We start from the raw sequence: 17,209 nt of genomic DNA on the forward strand, positions 1-17,209 counted from the left end.
GGTCACATGTTACTCATTACCCATTTGTGAGTATATAGAGCGCCGATATAGACAGATAGACGGCTAGATTTCCATTTGATTTGTTTGCTGTTAGGATGCTGTTTACGCAGTTGCATGGATGTAAGAGGAACGAGCGGTGTCGAACAAAAAGTCGGATGTGACAAACAAGCTGGAAGCCTGCCTCAAGGAGCGGATCCTGATCATCGACGGGGCCATGGGCACCATGATCCAGGGCTACAAGCTCGGTGAGGCGGACTACCGGGGGGAGCGGTTTGCCGACTGGCATACCGACATCAAGGGCAACAACGATCTGCTGGTGCTGAGTCGCCCCTCTGTCATTCGCGAGATCCACGATCAGTACTGTGCCGCCGGCGCCGACATCCTCGAGACCAACACCTTCAACGCCACCCGCATCGCCATGGCCGACTACGAGATGGAAGATCTCTCGGCCGAGATCAACCGCGAGGCGGCCCGGCTGGCCCGCGCCGTGGCGGATGAGTGGACGGCGAAAGAGCCCCACAAGCCGCGCTTCGTGGCAGGCGTCCTGGGGCCCACCAACCGCACCGCCTCCATCTCGCCGGACGTGAACGACCCCGGCAAGCGCAACGTTACCTATGACCAGCTGGTGGCCGCCTACACCGAATCGACCCATGCCCTCATTGAGGGCGGTGCCGACATCATCCTGATCGAGACCATCTTCGATACCCTCAACGCCAAAGCGGCCGCCTTCGCGGTGGACCTGGTGTTCGAGGAGTTGGGCTACAGCTTGCCGGTGATGATCTCCGGCACCATCACGGACGCCTCCGGCCGTACCCTCTCCGGCCAGACCACCGAAGCCTTCTATCATTCGCTGCGCCACGTCAGACCCGTCTCCTTCGGTCTCAACTGCGCGCTGGGGCCCGACGAGCTGCGCCAGTATGTGGAGGAGCTCTCCCGCATCAGCGAAACCTTCGTGAGTGCCCACCCCAACGCCGGGTTGCCCAATGCGTTTGGCGAGTACGACCTCGATGCTGCCGAGATGGCGGAGCATATCCGCGAGTGGGCCCAAAGCGGCTTTCTCAACCTGGTGGGCGGCTGCTGCGGCACCACCCCAGCCCATGTCCGCGCCATGGCGGACGCGGTGGCGGGCATCAAGCCTCGCGCCCTGCCGGATCTGCCGGTGGCCTGCCGTCTGTCGGGCCTGGAGCCCCTCATCATCACTCCTGAATCCATGTTCGTGAACGTGGGGGAGCGCACCAACGTCACCGGCTCGGCCAAGTTCAAGCGGCTCATCAAAGAGGGTCTCTACGACGAGGCGCTGGACGTCGCCAAGCAGCAGGTGGAGAACGGTGCCCAGATCATCGACATCAACATGGACGAGGGGATGCTGGACGCCGAGGCGGCCATGGTGCGCTTCCTGAACCTCATCGCCGGCGAGCCGGATATTGCCCGGGTGCCGGTGATGATCGACTCCTCCAAGTGGGAAGTGCTGGAGGCCGGTCTCAAGTGCGTGCAGGGCAAGCCGGTGGTCAACTCCATCTCCATGAAGGAGGGAGTGGACAAGTTCATCGAGCAGGCGAAACTGCTGCGCCGCTACGGCGCCGCCGTCATCGTCATGGCGTTCGACGAGGTGGGGCAGGCCGATACCCGCGCCCGCAAGTTCGAGATCTGTCAGCGCGCCTACCGCATCCTGGTGGATCAGGTGGGCTTCCCGCCGGAAGACATCATCTTCGACCCCAACATCTTCGCGGTGGCGACCGGCATCGACGAGCACAACAACTACGCGGTGGACTTCATCGACGCGGTGAAGGACATCAAGGATAACCTGCCCCACGCCATGATCTCCGGCGGTGTCTCCAACGTCTCCTTCTCGTTTAGGGGCAACGAGCCGGTGCGCGAGGCGATCCACGCCGTCTTCCTCTACCACGCCATCAAGAACGGGATGGACATGGGGATCGTCAACGCCGGCCAGCTCGCCATCTATGAAGACATCCCGGCCGAGCTCAAAGGGAAGGTCGAGGCGGTGGTGCTCAACCTCAATGACAACGCCACCGAGGAGCTGCTGGCCATCGCCGAGAAGTACCGCGGCGCAGGCGCCCAGGCCGAAGATCCGCGGGAGCAGGAGTGGCGCAGCTGGCCGGTGGGCAAGCGGCTGGAACACGCCCTGGTCAAGGGCATCACCGACTTCATCGAGGAGGACACCGAAGAGGCGCGCGCCCAGGCCGAGCGGCCGCTGCACGTCATCGAGGGGCCGCTGATGGACGGCATGAACGTGGTGGGCGATCTGTTCGGCGCCGGCAAGATGTTCCTGCCCCAGGTGGTGAAGTCGGCCCGGGTCATGAAGCGGGCGGTGGCCTACCTGCAGCCCTATATCGAGGCGGAGAAGTCCGGCGGCTCCAGCAACGGCAAGATCGTGCTCGCCACCGTGAAGGGGGACGTACACGACATCGGCAAGAACATCGTCGGCGTGGTGCTGCAGTGCAACAACTTCGAGATCATCGATCTCGGGGTCATGGTGCCTTGCGAGACCATCCTCAAGACGGCGCGGGAGGTGGGGGCTGACATTATAGGCCTGTCGGGCCTCATCACCCCGTCGCTGGACGAGATGGTGCACGTGGCCAAAGAGATGGAGCGCCAGGGCTTCAAGCTGCCGCTGCTCATCGGCGGCGCCACCACCTCCAAGGCCCACACCGCGGTGAAGATAGAGCAGAACTACTCCGAGCCCGTGGTTTATGTCTCCAACGCCTCCCGCGCCGTGGGGGTGGCCCAGAGCCTGCTCAGCCCGGATCTCAAGGAGGCGTTTGTCGCCCGCATCGACAAGGAGTACGAGATTGCCCGCGAGCAGCATGCCCGCAAGCAGCCGCGCTCGCGCCCCATCACGCTGGCGGAGGCCCGTGCCAACCGTCATCAGCTGGACTGGGTGGGCTATCAGCCACCAAAGCCCCGGGAGCCCGGCGTGCAGAAGTTCGAGAACGTACCCATCTCCGTGCTGCGCCCCTACATCGACTGGACGCCGTTCTTCCTCAGCTGGGAGCTGGCGGGCAAGTTCCCCCGCATCCTGGAAGATGAAGTGGTGGGGGAGGAGGCGACGCGCCTCTTTGCCGACGCCAACGCCATGCTGGATCAGTTGGAGAAAGATCAGAGCGTGCGCTGCGCTGGCATCATAGGCTTGTTCCCCGCCAACGCCGTGGGGGACAGCATCGAGGTCTACACCGACGAGTCGCGCACTGAAGTGAAAAAAGTGCTGCACCACCTGCGCCAGCAGAGCGAGAAGCAGGGTTTCCCCAACTACTGTCTGGCGGACTATGTGGCGCCGAAGGAGAGCGGCAAGCCCGACTGGATCGGCGCCTTCGCGGTGACCGGCGGCATCGGCGAGGAGGCCATCGCCAAGGCCTACAAGGCGGATCACGACGACTACAACGCCATCCTCATTCAGGCGGTGTGCGATCGTCTGGCAGAGGCGTTTGCCGAATACCTGCACGAGCAGGTGCGCAAAGTGCACTGGGGCTATGCCCCGGACGAGGCGCTCAGCAACGAGGAGCTGATCCGCGAGAACTATCGCGGCATACGCCCGGCACCCGGCTACCCCGCCTGCCCGGAGCACACCGAGAAGGGGAGCATCTGGGAGCTGCTGGACGTGGAGCAGGCCATCGGCATGCAGCTCACCGAGTCCTACGCCATGTGGCCGGGGGCGGCGGTGTCCGGCTGGTACTTCTCCCACCCCGACAGCAAGTACTTCGCGGTGGCCCAGATCCAGCGGGATCAGGTGGAGGACTACGCCGTGCGCAAGGGCATGACCCTGGCAGAGGCCGAACGCTGGTTGGGGCCGAACCTGCACTGAGGCGTCGGCCCGATTGATCCTCGCTGAAGGGGGTGGCATCCAGACACGGGAGACAGACCAGTCTGGTGCCGCCGTTTGACAAGCGGGTGACAGCGGGATGGCAGCGCACGTTTCTGTGTGGTTTGTCTTGTTGTCAGGAGAAACAATTGGCGTTGTCTTGGCGCTGTGGCACTTTATACTCTCCCGCCCCATCCTGCCCAGGCACTGCCTCCTAGCGGAATTGTCATGAAGATCGCCATTTTATCCCGTGAGCCGAAAAACTACTCCACCCGCCGTCTGGTCGAGGTGGCGCAGGCGCGCGGTCATCAGGTCGAGGTGCTCGACACCCTGCGCTGTTACATGAACATCGCCTCCCACAACCCCTCCATCCATTACGAAGGACGGGAGCTGGAGAGCTATGATGCGGTGATCCCGCGCATCGGGGCCAGCATCACCTTCTACGGCACCGCCGTGCTGCGCCAGTTCGAGATGATGAACACCATGGCGCTCAACAGCTCGGTGGCCATCTCCCGCTCCCGCGACAAGCTGCGGGCCATGCAACTGCTCTCCCGCCACGGCATCGGCCTGCCGGTGACCGGCTATGCCCACAGCACCCACGACGTGCCCGACCTCATCACCATGGTGGGCGGTGCGCCCCTGGTGGTGAAGCTGCTGGAGGGAACCCAGGGGATCGGCGTGGTGTTGTGCGAAACCCAGAAGGCCGCCGAGAGCGTGATCGAGGCCTTCATCCAGACCAACAACAACATCCTGGTGCAGGAGTACATCCGCGAGGCCAACGGCGCCGACATCCGCTGTCTGGTGGTCAACGGCAAGGTGGTGGCGGCCATGCGTCGCCAGGCCCAGCCGGGGGAGTTTCGCTCCAACCTGCATCGGGGCGGCACCGCCGAGGCGATCAAGATAAGCCCGGAAGAGCGGGCCACCGCGGTGCAGGCCGCCAAGATCATGGGGCTGGACGTGGCCGGGGTGGATATCCTGCGCAGTGCCCGCGGCCCGCTGGTGCTGGAGGTCAATTCCTCCCCCGGCCTGCAAGGGGTGGAGGCTGCCTCCGGCAAGGACGTGGCCGGCAAGATCATCGAGTTTCTCGAGCTCAAGGCGAGTCGCAAGCACAAGCCGGCGGAGTGACGCCAAGCCTGCCGCCAACGCATTGCAAACAGGGCGCCTTCGGGCGCCCTGTTGTTATCTGGCGGGTGCCACAGCACCCTCATCCTAAGGGAGAGGGAACAGTTCGGTGGTGCTGGGTCATCGTCGCTGTGTGGTTGTCACCGCGAGCTGCGATGGCTTGCCAGGGGGAGCCTCCCTTCTCCCACCATTTTGAATAGACGGGGAGAAGGGCTGGGGATGAGGAGCGCTATGCCTTACCTTGCGCGGGGTCGTTGGTGATCATCGCCAATCGGGCGCTGAAGATGCCCTCTTCCAGCCGGGTCTCTATCTGCCAGCCCAGCTTCTCGCAGATGCGCTGGATGATGGTGAGGCCGCAGCCGTAGCCGAGGATCTGATCCGGCGCGGCGGCGGTGGGGTTGCTGATGGTGAGCAGGGGGCCGGCCAGCTCGATGTCGATATGGCCATCGGCGTAGCTGAGGGCATTCTTCAGCAGGTTGCCGAGCGCAATGGCGAGCAGGGAGAGGGGGGCCAGCGCCTCGCTCTCATCGTCCAGCTGCAACCGGATATCCAGCTCCTCCCGCTGCAGCAGCGGGGCGAGGCGGGCCAGCTCCCGGCGAATGAGCGGTGCCACCTGCTGGGGCGGGCGTTCCACCTCTTCCTTGCGGCCCAGCAGCAGAAAAGTCTCGGTGAGCAGCGCCATCTCGTCGGCGGCGGCGCGAATGCGGGTGGTGGCGCGGGCGGCGGGGGCGGGCAGATCGCTCACCTTGCCGAGCAGGGCGGCCGAGCCCTGGATCACCATGTTGGGGGTGCGCAGCTCGTGACTGGCGAAGCGGCTGAACTCCTGCTCGCGGGCAAATACCGCGGCCACCTCCTGCTTGCCGGCCAGCAGTGCCAGCTCTATGTCCCTGAGCTCCTGCCAGGGGGCATCGGGTACGAAGTCCGCCTGATCCGGGGTGAGGTGAGCAACCCGCTGCTGCAGCCGCTGCAGCGGCCGGGTGATGTGGCGCACCAGCCAGATGCCGAAGCCGATGCAGCCGAGCAGCAGGGTCAGCCCGATCAGCCGGGTGGCCAGGTGCAGCTGATCCTCGTAGGGATCCAGGTAGTCGTCGGCGTCGTCGTTGAACACCAGATAGAGCAGCCCCTTACCGGACGGATGGGGCCGCACCAGGAAGTGCTTGTCCTCGTCCCCCAGCACGTGTTCGTAGAAGCCCGGGCTTCGGTAGGGCTTGAGCCAGATCGGCAGGCGGCCGGCCTCGGTCCAGTAGCTGGAGAACTGGCGCGGGCTGGGGGCGGGGGCCGCCATGCCGAGCCGCAACCAGTCGTCGCTGTAGCGGGTCACCTCCGCCTCCAGCCAGTGACGCAGGCTGAGTTCCTCCATCTTGTCCTCCGCCACCACCATCAGCAGGCTGATGATGATCAGCAGCAGCAGGCCGGCACCGCTCAGGGTGAGGATCAGGCGACGGCGCAGGCTGGGCAGGCTCATAACGGCCTCCCTGCGGGCTGGTTCAGGCAGCGCTGGCGGCCCATCATGGGGTCACCAGTCGATAACCCTGGCCGTGCAGGGTTTCCAGCATGGGAGCAGGGAAGGGCTTGTCGAGGGCGTTGCGCAGGGCATAGATGTGGCTGCGCAGGGCGTCGGAGTCCGGCTCCTCGTCGCCCCAGACGGTGTCGAGCACCTCCTGGCGGGTGACCAGCGCGGGGGCCCGGCGGGCCAGCAGGGTGAGGATCTGGAACGGGATCTTGCCGAGCTTGAGCTCGACCCCGGCCCGGGTGGCGCGGCCGCTGGCGGGATCCAGGGTCAGCTCGCCCACGCACAGGGCCCCCATGTCGCTGCGGGGGCCGCGCAGGGCCAGCGCCTGCAGCCGCACTTCCAGCTCCTCCATGGCGAACGGCTTGACCAGATAGTCGTCGCCGCCGGCCTTGAAGCCCGCCAGCTTGTCATCCAGGCTGTCGCGGGCGGTGAGAAACAGCACCGGGGTCGGGATCCCCTGCTCCCGCAGGCGGGCTACCGTGCTGAGGCCGTCGAGGCGCGGCATCATGACGTCCATGATGATGACGTCGAAGCGCTGCTCGGCCAGCAACTGCAGGGCCGCCTGGCCGTGGTAGGCGCAGTCCAGCCGGTGGCCCGCCAGCTCCAGATAATCCATGATGGTTTCCGCGACCTGGGGATTGTCTTCCACCACCAGTATTTTCATGCTTTGATCTCCTGGTTCCGACCGCCATTTCACGGTCATCTCACACCGGATGAGGCATCCTGTGTGGCAGTGTAACCCCGAGGATCCCCGATGAAGAAGTCTCTCTGCACTCTCCTGCTGCTGATCTTGCTGCCATTCGGCGCTGCGCAGTCGGCGGAGTTCAAATTGACCGGCCGCACCACCTGGCAGCTGGGCCAGCTGATGGTCAACGGCATTCCCTTTGTGCTCGACGAACAGACCCGTTTCAAGGACGGGCTGAGAGAGGACGATCTCGGCGGCACCTGGGTCGACCTGGAAGGGGTGGTCGAGGGCGAACTGCGGCTTATTCGGGAGGTCGAGAAGCTGGAGGAGGATGACGAGATGGATCTGGAAGGGCCGGTGGAGCAGGGGCGGATCTGGGGTTATGTCACCTCGGACGACAGTCTGGCTCCGTTCGAAGGACGCTGGCTGGAGCTGGAGTGCAAGTTTGACGGCATGCGCCTGAGCCGCTGCCGCGAGGATGATTGACGCACGGCAAGACGAACCGGGCGGAAAAAACCACTCAGCGGGCCCATAGTTAAACCTCGCACGGTTTCACTATGGGCCTTTTGCTATGACACGCACCTCCCTCCTGCTGCTGGCGCTGCCGCTCTGCGCTCTGGCCGCCGATGGCGAACTCTGGCTGGTGGAGCTGGAACACAACGATGGCCTGCGCCTGCAGTTTCAGGGGGCCGAACTCGAGCTCGGCAATGCCGCGCTGAGCGGGGTGGCAGGCAACGATGAACTCAGACCCGGCATGCGTCTGGCCATCCTCAGCCGTGACGGAGTCGCCGAGCGCATTGGCATGGCCGACGCCATCGCCGGATTCTTGCCGACCAGCCAGTGGCGCCGGGCCGAAGCCTCCCTGCTGGCCGTCACGGGCCGCGCCCTGCGGTTGCAGGGGCTTGGCGTGCTGTCCTTCGATGACGATACTCGCTGGCTGAATGGCAGCCCGGCCGACCTGCAACCGGGCCGCAAACTGGTGCTCAGTCGTAACCTGCAGGGCCGCCTGACCGAGATCCTGATAGCCAATCCGGAAGATGAACCAGAATAAGAGCCATGTCATCCCGCTACTTAATATATATATTGCTAAATTAGAAATATCTATTTGTCTATATTCTGAAGTATGATTAAGTGATGAATAAAATAATAAAGTGAATGCTCTGATATTATTTTTGTTAATATCAAAAAGCCTTCAATTAATTACTTTATTAATGTTATACATGCATCAAAACGTGGTCTGGATCGCATATTGAAGCCAATATGACTGATATTGTCGTACTCACATGTCACCTGCGGATATATAAGCGTTGGTGAATGTATGTCAATGTTTAAATATATTGGGGTTGCTATGCAAAAACTAAAAATAACTGGCTTGTCATTGATCATATCCGGCCTGCTGATGGCCCAGGCTCACGCGGCAGAGCCCGTCTATCCAGACCAGTTGCGCCTGTTCTCGCTGGGTCAGGAGGTCTGTGGCGACAAGTATCGCCCTATTACTCGAGAAGAAGCGCAGAGCGTTAAAAGTAATATTGTCAATATGATGGGCCAGTGGCAAATAAGCGGTCTGGCCAACGGCTGGGTAATAATGGGACCGGGTTATAATGGTGAAATAAAACCTGGCTCGGCGTCCAATACCTGGTGTTACCCGGTCAATCCTGTTACCGGAGAAATACCCACCTTGTCAGCCCTGGATATTCCAGATGGTGATGAGGTGGATGTGCAGTGGCGACTGGTACACGACAGCGCGAATTTCATCAAGCCAACCAGCTATCTGGCGCATTATCTCGGTTATGCCTGGGTGGGCGGCAATCACAGCCAATATGTCGGTGAAGACATGGATGTGACCCGCGATGGCGATGGCTGGGTGATCCGTGGCAACAATGACGGCGGTTGCGAGGGTTATCGTTGTGGCGAGAAGACGTCCATCAAGGTCAGCAATTTTGCGTACAATTTGGACCCCGACAGCTTCAAACATGGTGACGTGACCCAGTCTGATCGCCAACTGGTCAAGACGGTGGTGGGCTGGGCGATCAACGACAGTGACACCCCGCAATCCGGGTATGACGTCACCCTGCGTTACGATACCGCCACCAACTGGTCCAAGACCAATACCTATGGCCTGAGCGAGAAGGTGACTACCAAGAACAAGTTCAAGTGGCCACTGGTAGGGGAAACCGAACTCTCCATCGAGATTGCGGCCAACCAGTCATGGGCATCCCAGAACGGGGGTTCTACCACCACCTCCCTGTCGCAATCCGTGCGGCCGACGGTGCCGGCCCGCTCCAAGATCCCGGTGAAGATCGAGCTCTACAAGGCTGATATCTCCTATCCCTATGAGTTCAAGGCCGATGTCAGTTATGACCTGACCCTGAGTGGCTTCCTGCGTTGGGGTGGCAATGCCTGGTATACCCATCCGGACAATCGCCCGAACTGGAACCACACCTTCGTCATCGGACCGTACAAGGACAAGGCGAGCAGCATTCGCTACCAGTGGGACAAGCGTTACATCCCGGGTGAAGTGAAGTGGTGGGACTGGAACTGGACCATCCAGCAGAACGGCCTGTCTACCATGCAGAACAACCTGGCCAGAGTGCTGCGCCCGGTGCGGGCGGGGATCACCGGCGATTTCAGCGCCGAGAGCCAGTTTGCTGGCAATATCGAAATCGGTGCGCCCGTGCCCCTCGCGGCGGATGGCAAGGCGCCTCGAGCTCTCAGCGCGAGAAGGGGAGAACAGGGCCTGCGACTGGAGATCCCGCTCGATGCGCAAGAGCTCTCCGGGCTTGGCTTCAGCAATGTCAGCCTGAGCGTGACGCCAGCAGCAAATCAATAACGGCAGTGCGTTGTAGTGATGGAACCGGGCCTCTGGCCCGGTTTTCGTTTGCACTGGTCGGGCTTGTTAAAGGCTTGTGCTTTCCATTTCCCCACTTATACTGGCGCCATCTTGTCGGAGTGCTGACCGTCGAACGACGCTAAGCTGAGACCGTTAATTCGGGATCCGTGGAACCTGATCAGGTTAAGACCTGCGAAGGGAAACAAGGGTAACTTGCGGGTTACCGCGCCGGGGCAAACTCTCGCTCATCAGGAGCAGGGCCCCACCCATCAAGGGTTCCGCCCGCGATGGTTCAGGCGCACAGAGGGGGAGGCCGTCCCGTCCGGTTGTCCATAGGACGCCGGGTTTCCAGACTAGGGAAACACCGGGATGGCAGAGCTGGGAAGATCCATGCCCGACTCACTCCCCCCTGCACACCCCGTCGCAAGTTCATCTTCTCCTCGAACTCCAGACAAGCAAACACCCATAACTTCAACCAGTTAATGTGAGTTTTGCTATGTCTACTTCCGTATCTGATACCACCAAATCCAGCCGCCGCGAGCAGCGCTCCAGCGCCCAGACCTTTATCGACAACCTGAAGGGGATGGCTCACCCCAATTCTCGCCGTATCTTTATCCAGGGCTCCCGCCCCGACATCCGTGTGCCCCTGCGGGAGATCCAGCTGGCCGACACCTTCGTCGGCGGCACCAAGGAAGCCCCCCAGTTCGAGCCCAACGAGCCGGTGCCGGTCTACGACACCTCGGGCCCCTATGGGGAAGAGGCTGCCCCCATCGACGTGCGCCGCGGCCTGCCGCGCCTGCGGGAGAACTGGGTGCTGGAGCGCGCTGACACCGAAGCGCTGGAGGGGCTGAGCTCCACCTTCACTCAGGAGCGCCTGGCGGACGAGGGGCTGGATCACCTGCGCTTCGAACACCTGCCGAGCGCTCGCCGCGCCAAGCCGGGCCGCCGGGTCACCCAGCTGCACTACGCCCGCGCCGGCATCGTGACCCCCGAGATGGAATTTATCGCCCTGCGCGAGAACATGGGCCGCGAGCGGGTGCGTTCCGAGCTCTTGCGCACCCAGCATCCGGGTCAGGGCTTTGGCGCCAGACTGCCCCAGAACATCACCCCTGAGTTCGTGCGCGATGAAGTGGCCGCCGGCCGCGCCATCATCCCCAGCAACATCAACCACCCGGAAGCGGAGCCCATGATCATCGGCCGCAACTTCCTGGTGAAGATCAACGCCAACATCGGCAACTCGGCGGTCACCTCCAGCATCGAAGAGGAAGTGGAGAAGCTGGTCTGGTCCACCCGCTGGGGCGCCGACACCGTGATGGATCTCTCCACCGGCCGCTACATCCACGAGACCCGCGAGTGGATCCTGCGCAACAGCCCGGTCCCCATCGGTACCGTGCCCATCTACCAGGCGCTGGAGAAGACCAACGGTATCGCCGAAGACCTCACCTGGGAGCTGTTCCGCGACACCCTGCTGGAGCAGGCCGAGCAGGGGGTGGACTACTTCACCATCCACGCCGGCGTGCTGCTGCGCTTCGTGCCCATGACCGCCAAGCGCCTCACCGGCATCGTCTCCCGCGGCGGCAGCATCATGGCCAAGTGGTGCCTCTCCCACCACAAGGAGAACTTCCTCTACGAGCACTTCCGCGAGATCTGCGAGATCTGCGCCGCCTATGACGTGAGCTTGTCACTGGGTGACGGCCTGCGCCCGGGCTCTGTCTATGACGCCAACGACGAGGCCCAGTTCGCCGAGCTGCGCACCCTGGGCGAGCTCACCAAAATTGCCTGGGAATACGACGTGCAGGTGATGATCGAGGGCCCCGGCCACGTGCCCATGCACATGATCGAGCGCAACATGACCGAGCAGCTGGAGCACTGCCACGAGGCGCCCTTCTACACCCTGGGCCCGCTCACCACCGACATCGCCCCGGGGTACGATCACTTCACCTCCGGCATCGGCGCCGCGCTTATCGGCTGGTACGGCTGCGCCATGCTCTGCTACGTGACCCCCAAGGAGCACCTGGGCCTGCCCAACAAGGAAGACGTGAAGCAGGGGCTCATCACCTACAAGATCGCCGCCCACGCAGCTGACCTTGCCAAGGGCCACCCGGGCGCCCAGATCCGCGACAACGCCATGTCCAAGGCGCGCTTCGAGTTCCGCTGGGAGGATCAGTTCAACCTGGCGCTGGATCCCGACACCGCCCGCGCCTATCACGACGAGACCCTGCCCCAGGAGTCCGGCAAGGTGGCCCACTTCTGCTCCATGTGCGGGCCCAAGTTCTGCTCCATGAAGATCACCCAGGACGTGCGCGACTACGCCGCCAAGCTGGAAGCCGTAGAGATCAAGATGGTCGGCATGGATGGCCAGCAGGAGCGGGTCGTCGCCGAGGTGGAGAGCGGCATGGCCCGCATGGCTGAAACCTTCAAGGAGACCGGCGGCGAGATCTACCACCAGGCGGCGACCCTGAAGCAGGCCGCAGGGGAGGAGGCGTGAGCAGCGAGCGCGGGGCTGTCAGCCCCGCCGACCTGTCTGCCGTGACGCAGGCCCGCCCCGTGGTCTGGACCATCGCCGGGTCCGACTCCGGCGGCGGGGCCGGCATTCAGGCCGACTTGCATACCCTGCACGACCTCGGAGTGCACGGCTGCTCCGTCATCTCCGCCATCACGGCCCAGAACTCGGTGGCGGTGAAGATGGTCGACCCCGTGCTGATGCAGACTTTTACCGCCCAGATCGACGCCCTGGGGCTGGATCTGCCACCCGCCGCCATCAAGGTCGGCCTGCTGCCGACCCGGCTGCATGTGGAGGTGCTGGCCCGCCGACTGGCGGCCACCCCGGCCCCCTTCGTGGTCTACGACCCGGTGGCCATCGCCAGCACCGGCACCCCCATGGCCGAGCCCGGCATGCTGGCGGCGGTGCGTGAGCACCTGCTGCCGCGCCTCTCTTTGATCACCCCCAACGGTCCCGAGCTGGAAGCCCTGACCGGTCTGCCCGCCACCAGCCCTGAGCTGGTGCGCCTCGCCGCACGGCGGCTGCGCGAACTCGGCGCTCGCGCCGTACTGATCAAGGGGGGCCACCTGGAATGGGGTGGCGATCTCTGCCTCGACTACTACCAGGACGAGACCCGCGAATTCTGGCTCGCCGCGCCGCGCCTCGATACCCGCCACGGCCACGGCACCGGCTGCTGCTACGCCAGCGCCATCGCCGCCGTGGTGGCGCAGGACTACCCGGTGGAAGACGCCATCACCCTGGCGCGGGCCTATCTGCAACAAGGCTTGGCAGCGGCGCAGGGGGTGGGGGCGGGCCCCGGCCCCATCGCCCATCTGGGCTGGCCAGACAATCTCGCCCACTTCCCCCGTGCCGTGCTGGCGAGCTCAACCCTGGATCGCCATTTCGGCCTGTATGAGACAAGCAGTGCCCGCCTGCCGCAGGGCCCCTTTGCGCCGACCGAGCAGAGCCTTGGCCTCTATCCGGTAGTGGATTCGGTCAAGTGGCTCAAGCGCCTGCTGGGGGCCGGGGTCAAGACGATCCAGCTGCGCATCAAGGATTTGCCCGCCGCCCAGGTGGCGCCGGCCATTCGTGATGCTGTGGCGCTTGGTCGCCGCCATGGGGCGCGGCTCTTTATCAACGACTACTGGCAGCAAGCCATCGAGGCGGGCGCCTGGGGCGTGCACCTGGGGCAGGAGGATATGGAAACCGCCGATCTCGCCGCCATTCAGGCGGCCGGGCTGCGCCTTGGCATCTCCACCCACGGCTACTTCGAGCTGATGCGCGCCCGCGAGCTTGCCCCCTCCTATATCGCACTGGGTCATATCTTCCCGACCAACACCAAGGCGATGCCTTCGCGCCCCCAGGGGTTGGAGCGGTTGCACAACTACCGCGCCCTGATGTGCGACTGGCCGACGGTCGCCATCGGCGGCATCAGCGAGGAGCGGGTCGCGGCGGTCAAGGCGAGCGGGGTCGGCAGCATCGCCCTGGTCTCGGCCATCACGGCGAGCGACGACTGGCAGGGGGCGACGGAACGACTGCTGGCTGCGGTGGGGGTGGGGGACGAGCCACGCTCGGCCTGTGTTGTACGGGAGGCAGAAGATGCTCTCTGATGCCGTGTCTCTCAGTGACGAAGAGTATTTGCGCTACGGTCGCCAGCTGATGCTGGGGGAGATCGGCGAAGCCGGTCAGGCGCGGCTCAAGGATAAATCCGTGCTGATCGTGGGCCTGGGCGGGCTCGGCTCGCCGCTCGCCCTCTATCTGGCCGGGGCTGGTGTGGGCACCTTGTGGCTGGCCGATGGCGATACCGTGGATTCCAGCAACCTGCCGCGCCAGATCCTGTTCGATAGCGAGGCAGTCAACCACTCCAAGGCGGAGCTGGCCCGCGAGCGGTTGGCCGCCCACAACCCGCTGGTGGAGCTGATTGCCATCAATCAGCGGCTCGATGCCGCCAGCCTGCCCGGTTTTGTGGAAGAGGTGGATCTGGTTGTCGACTGTTGCGACAACCTGACCACCCGCCAGACCATCAACGCCGCCTGCGTGGCCCAGGGCAAGCCCTGGATCTCTGCGGCGGCTGTGGGCTGGCAGGGGCAGCTGATGGCGCGAAGCCATGCAGATCACGCCTGCTACGCCTGCCTCTATCCGCTGGATACCAAGCTCGTCCAGAGCTGCGAGACCAGCGGCGTCACCGGCCCGCTGGTCGGGGTGATGGGCACCCTGCAGGCGCTGGAGGCACTGAAACTGCTGCTCGGGATGCCGAGCCCGGTCGCCGGCACCTTGCGCCGCTTCGATGCGCTGGCCCATCAGTGGCAGACCCTCACGCTGGCTCCCGACCCCGATTGTCCGGTTTGCGGGCCGCACAAGGAAATCACCCCATGACCTTGACCATTCGACTCAACGATAAAGCCCAGCCGCTGGCGGCAGGGCAGAGCGTGGCCGACCTGCTGGCCGCCCAAGACGTCCATCCCCAGGGGGTGGCGGTGGCCCTTAACGGCGCCGTGCTGCCACGTGGCCGCTGGGCCGAGACCCGTCTCAATGACGGGGACGAACTCCACCTCTTCACCGCCATTGCGGGAGGCTGACATGCTCAAGATTGCCGATCACACCTTCTCCTCGCGCCTCTTTACCGGCACCGGCAAGTTTGCCCGCCCGGATCTGATGGCCGCCGCTATCGAGGCAAGTGGCTCCCAGCTGGTGACCATGGCCATCAAGCGGCTCGAACCGGGCAAGGCTCACGACGATATCCTGAGCCCCTTGCTGCAACTCGGGGTCAAGCTGTTGCCCAACACCTCCGGCGCCAAGACCGCCGCCGAGGCGGTGTTTGCCGCCCACCTGGCCCGCGAGGCGCTGGGGACGCACTGGCTGAAGCTCGAGATCCACCCCGACCCGCGCTATCTCTTGCCCGATCCCATCGAGACGCTGAAAGCCGCCGAGCAGCTGGTGAAAGAGGGTTTTGTGGTGCTGCCCTACTGCGGGGCGGATCCCGTGCTGTGCAAACGGCTCGAAGAGGTAGGTTGCGCCGCCGTGATGCCGCTTGGCGCGCCCATCGGCTCGAACCAGGGGCTGGTGACCCGGGAGTTTCTCTCCATCATCGTCGAGCAGGCCAATGTGCCAGTGGTGGTGGATGCGGGGATCGGTGCGCCAAGCCACGCGGCCGCCGCCTTTGAGCTGGGTGCCGACGCCGTGCTGGTCAACACCGCCATCGCGGTGAGCGGCGACCCGGTCGCCATGGGCCGCGCCTTTGCGCTGGCCTGTGAGGCAGGCCGTAGCGCCTATAAGGCGGGCCTGGGCGCGCGCGGCGTGCAGGCCCAGGCCTCCAGCCCGCTCACCGATTTTCTGGGGGCGCTATGAGTCAGCAAGCCAATGATTCCACCCCGACTCTCCCTTTGTCAGGGGAAGCTATTTTCTCCCCTCTCCCTTTGGGAGAGGGGCTGGGGGTGAGGGCTCAGGGGACAATGGAGTCAGAGACCGCCCCCTCCTTTCTCGACCGCTGGCAGGAGCTTGAGTGGGACGATATCGGCATGCAGATCCGCGCCAAAACTGCCGCCGATGTGGCGCGGGCGCTGGGTTCACCCCGCCGCACCCTGAGCGATTTTATGGCGCTAATCTCCCCGGCCGCCGAGGTCTATCTGCCCCGGATGGCGGCCGAGGCCGAGCGCCTCACCCGCCAGCGTTTCGGCAACACCATCGGCTTCTATGTGCCCCTCTATCTGTCGAATCTGTGCGCCAACGACTGCACCTACTGCGGCTTCTCCATGAGCAACCGCCTCAAGCGCAAGACCCTGAATAGCGAGGAGATAGAGCGCGAGTGTCTGGCCATCAAGGCGCGCGGTTTCGACAGCGTGCTGCTGGTGACCGGCGAGCATGAGCACAAGGTGGGGCTCGCCTATTTTCGGCAGGTGATGCCCATCATCCGCCGCCACTTCAGCACGGTGGCGATGGAGGTGCAGCCCCTCTCCCAAGACGAATACGCCGAGCTCAAGACCCTCGGCCTCGATTCGGTCATGGTCTATCAGGAGACCTACCACGCCCCCACCTACGCCCGCCACCATCTGCGCGGCAACAAGCGGGACATCGCATGGCGCCTCGCCACGCCGGATCGGCTTGGCCGCGCCGGGATCGACAAGATAGGGCTGGGGGCGCTGATCGGTCTCTCCTCGGACTGGCGTGCCGACAGCTACTTCGTGGCCGAGCATCTCGCCTGGCTCAAGCGCCACCACTGGCAGAGCCGTTATTCGCTTTCGTTCCCGCGCCTGCGCCCCTGTACCGGGGGGCTGGAGCCGGAGGTTGTGATGTCGGATCGCCAGCTGGCTCAGCTTATCTGCGCCTGGCGTCTCTTCTCGCCGACGCTGGATTTGTCGCTCTCCACCCGCGAGTCCGCCACCTTCCGCAACGGCGCGGTGCGCCTTGGCATCACCCAGATGTCGGCCGAGTCGCGCACCCAGCCGGGAGGCTATGCCGAAGGGGATGCGGAGGAGCTGGAGCAGTTTGCCATCCACGACGACAGGCCGGTGGGGGAGGTGGCCGCCGCCGTGCGGCAGGCGGGGTTGCAGCCGGTGTTCAAGGATTGGGAACCCTTCCTGGGCCGATAGGGGCGGCCACGCCCTCCTTTGCCGGTGGCATCCTGGCGTCCAGCCAGACTTCGTGCCTGTGGCAAGCAGGCACGGTTGCACCGTGCAATCGTAGGGTCGATTAGCCGTCAGGTGTAATCGTCCGGGGGGATAGTCGATGGCACGGCTTTGCCGTGCAGGACGCGAGGCCTC

The 17,209-nt window shown here is 64.1% G+C and carries 13 protein-coding genes and 1 riboswitch; of the genes, 11 read left to right on the top strand and 2 right to left on the bottom strand.

The genetic code is table 11. The features are described 5' to 3' along the window. The first annotated feature begins 136 nt into the window (after positions 1-136). Together metH and rimK are read left to right on the top strand one after the other, a co-directional pair. Positions 137-3,820 (top strand): methionine synthase, encoded by a 3,684-nt coding sequence (gene metH / locus PG897_RS12235; RefSeq protein ID WP_201882097.1) that lies wholly within the window; start codon positions 137-139, stop codon positions 3,818-3,820. A gap of 225 nt (positions 3,821-4,045) precedes the next feature. Next, a complete protein-coding gene (gene rimK, locus PG897_RS12240; protein WP_005308166.1) occupies positions 4,046-4,942 on the top strand; it encodes a 30S ribosomal protein S6--L-glutamate ligase in 897 nt (298 codons plus the stop codon). 226 nt (positions 4,943-5,168) lie between these two features. Here the strand turns inward: rimK and PG897_RS12245 are convergent, their stop codons facing one another. Further along, positions 5,169-6,404 (bottom strand): sensor histidine kinase, encoded by a 1,236-nt coding sequence (locus tag PG897_RS12245; protein ID WP_043170692.1) that lies wholly within the window; start codon positions 6,402-6,404, stop codon positions 5,169-5,171. A gap of 43 nt (positions 6,405-6,447) precedes the next feature. After that, positions 6,448-7,116 (bottom strand): response regulator transcription factor, encoded by a 669-nt coding sequence (locus tag PG897_RS12250; protein WP_010635346.1) that lies wholly within the window; start codon positions 7,114-7,116, stop codon positions 6,448-6,450. A 90-nt stretch (positions 7,117-7,206) separates the two neighbouring features. On the opposite strand from PG897_RS12250, the gene PG897_RS12255 reads away from it, so the two are divergent. The 9 genes from PG897_RS12255 to thiH all read left to right on the top strand — a co-directional run bounded on the left by PG897_RS12255 (position 7,207) and on the right by thiH (position 17,038). After that, entirely contained in the window at positions 7,207-7,623 is a 417-nt protein-coding gene (locus PG897_RS12255; RefSeq protein ID WP_010635345.1) for a hypothetical protein, read from the top strand. Between the two features lie 85 nt (positions 7,624-7,708). Next, complete coding sequence (locus tag PG897_RS12260; RefSeq protein ID WP_043170693.1) at positions 7,709-8,188, top strand: hypothetical protein; 480 nt, start codon at positions 7,709-7,711, stop codon at positions 8,186-8,188. A gap of 297 nt (positions 8,189-8,485) precedes the next feature. Continuing rightward, on the top strand, positions 8,486-9,967 hold the full coding sequence (aerA, locus tag PG897_RS12265; protein WP_017787365.1) for a beta-barrel pore-forming toxin aerolysin: 1,482 nt from the start codon (positions 8,486-8,488) through the stop codon (positions 9,965-9,967). A gap of 105 nt (positions 9,968-10,072) precedes the next feature. Beyond that, positions 10,073-10,186: riboswitch (TPP riboswitch) on the top strand. Positions 10,187-10,463: 277 nt separating this feature from the next. Further along, on the top strand, positions 10,464-12,455 hold the full coding sequence (gene thiC, locus PG897_RS12270) for a phosphomethylpyrimidine synthase ThiC (RefSeq protein ID WP_043170694.1): 1,992 nt from the start codon (positions 10,464-10,466) through the stop codon (positions 12,453-12,455). Beyond that, positions 12,452-14,059 (top strand): thiamine phosphate synthase, encoded by a 1,608-nt coding sequence (thiE, locus tag PG897_RS12275; RefSeq protein ID WP_043170695.1) that lies wholly within the window; start codon positions 12,452-12,454, stop codon positions 14,057-14,059. The genes thiC and thiE overlap by 4 nt, the downstream gene beginning before the upstream one ends. Further along, positions 14,049-14,825: a HesA/MoeB/ThiF family protein gene (locus PG897_RS12280; RefSeq protein ID WP_201883147.1), complete on the top strand. Its 777-nt coding sequence runs from the start codon at positions 14,049-14,051 to the stop codon at positions 14,823-14,825. The genes thiE and PG897_RS12280 overlap by 11 nt, the downstream gene beginning before the upstream one ends. Then, on the top strand, positions 14,822-15,028 hold the full coding sequence (thiS, locus tag PG897_RS12285; RefSeq protein WP_042009043.1) for a sulfur carrier protein ThiS: 207 nt from the start codon (positions 14,822-14,824) through the stop codon (positions 15,026-15,028). Before PG897_RS12280 ends, thiS begins: the two co-directional genes overlap by 4 nt. 1 nt (position 15,029) lies before the next feature. Continuing rightward, the gene (locus PG897_RS12290) at positions 15,030-15,797 is read left to right on the top strand and encodes a thiazole synthase (RefSeq protein ID WP_201883149.1); all 768 of its coding nucleotides are present in this window, start codon (positions 15,030-15,032) and stop codon (positions 15,795-15,797) included. A 104-nt stretch (positions 15,798-15,901) separates the two neighbouring features. Continuing rightward, positions 15,902-17,038 (top strand): 2-iminoacetate synthase ThiH, encoded by a 1,137-nt coding sequence (thiH, locus tag PG897_RS12295; protein ID WP_270829052.1) that lies wholly within the window; start codon positions 15,902-15,904, stop codon positions 17,036-17,038. Positions 17,039-17,209: the final 171 nt, after the last annotated feature.

Origin of the sequence: Aeromonas sp. QDB20 (genome assembly GCF_027707805.1) — a bacterium.
GTDB classification, from domain to species: domain Bacteria; phylum Pseudomonadota; class Gammaproteobacteria; order Enterobacterales; family Aeromonadaceae; genus Aeromonas; species Aeromonas dhakensis.

What these genes read in the sequence shown, in the direction of transcription:
- rimK (WP_005308166.1), top strand. Translation starts at nt 4,046, where the DNA reads ATGAAGATCGCCATTTTATCCCGTGAGCCGAAAAACTACTCCACCCGC.
- PG897_RS12245 (WP_043170692.1), bottom strand. Translation starts at nt 6,404, where the DNA reads ATGAGCCTGCCCAGCCTGCGCCGTCGCCTGATCCTCACCCTGAGCGGT.
- PG897_RS12250 (WP_010635346.1), bottom strand. Translation starts at nt 7,116, where the DNA reads ATGAAAATACTGGTGGTGGAAGACAATCCCCAGGTCGCGGAAACCATC.
- PG897_RS12255 (WP_010635345.1), top strand. Translation starts at nt 7,207, where the DNA reads ATGAAGAAGTCTCTCTGCACTCTCCTGCTGCTGATCTTGCTGCCATTC.
- PG897_RS12260 (WP_043170693.1), top strand. Translation starts at nt 7,709, where the DNA reads ATGACACGCACCTCCCTCCTGCTGCTGGCGCTGCCGCTCTGCGCTCTG.
- aerA (WP_017787365.1), top strand. Translation starts at nt 8,486, where the DNA reads ATGCAAAAACTAAAAATAACTGGCTTGTCATTGATCATATCCGGCCTG.
- thiC (WP_043170694.1), top strand. Translation starts at nt 10,464, where the DNA reads ATGTCTACTTCCGTATCTGATACCACCAAATCCAGCCGCCGCGAGCAG.
- PG897_RS12280 (WP_201883147.1), top strand. Translation starts at nt 14,049, where the DNA reads ATGCTCTCTGATGCCGTGTCTCTCAGTGACGAAGAGTATTTGCGCTAC.
- thiS (WP_042009043.1), top strand. Translation starts at nt 14,822, where the DNA reads ATGACCTTGACCATTCGACTCAACGATAAAGCCCAGCCGCTGGCGGCA.
- PG897_RS12290 (WP_201883149.1), top strand. Translation starts at nt 15,030, where the DNA reads ATGCTCAAGATTGCCGATCACACCTTCTCCTCGCGCCTCTTTACCGGC.
- thiH (WP_270829052.1), top strand. Translation starts at nt 15,902, where the DNA reads ATGGAGTCAGAGACCGCCCCCTCCTTTCTCGACCGCTGGCAGGAGCTT.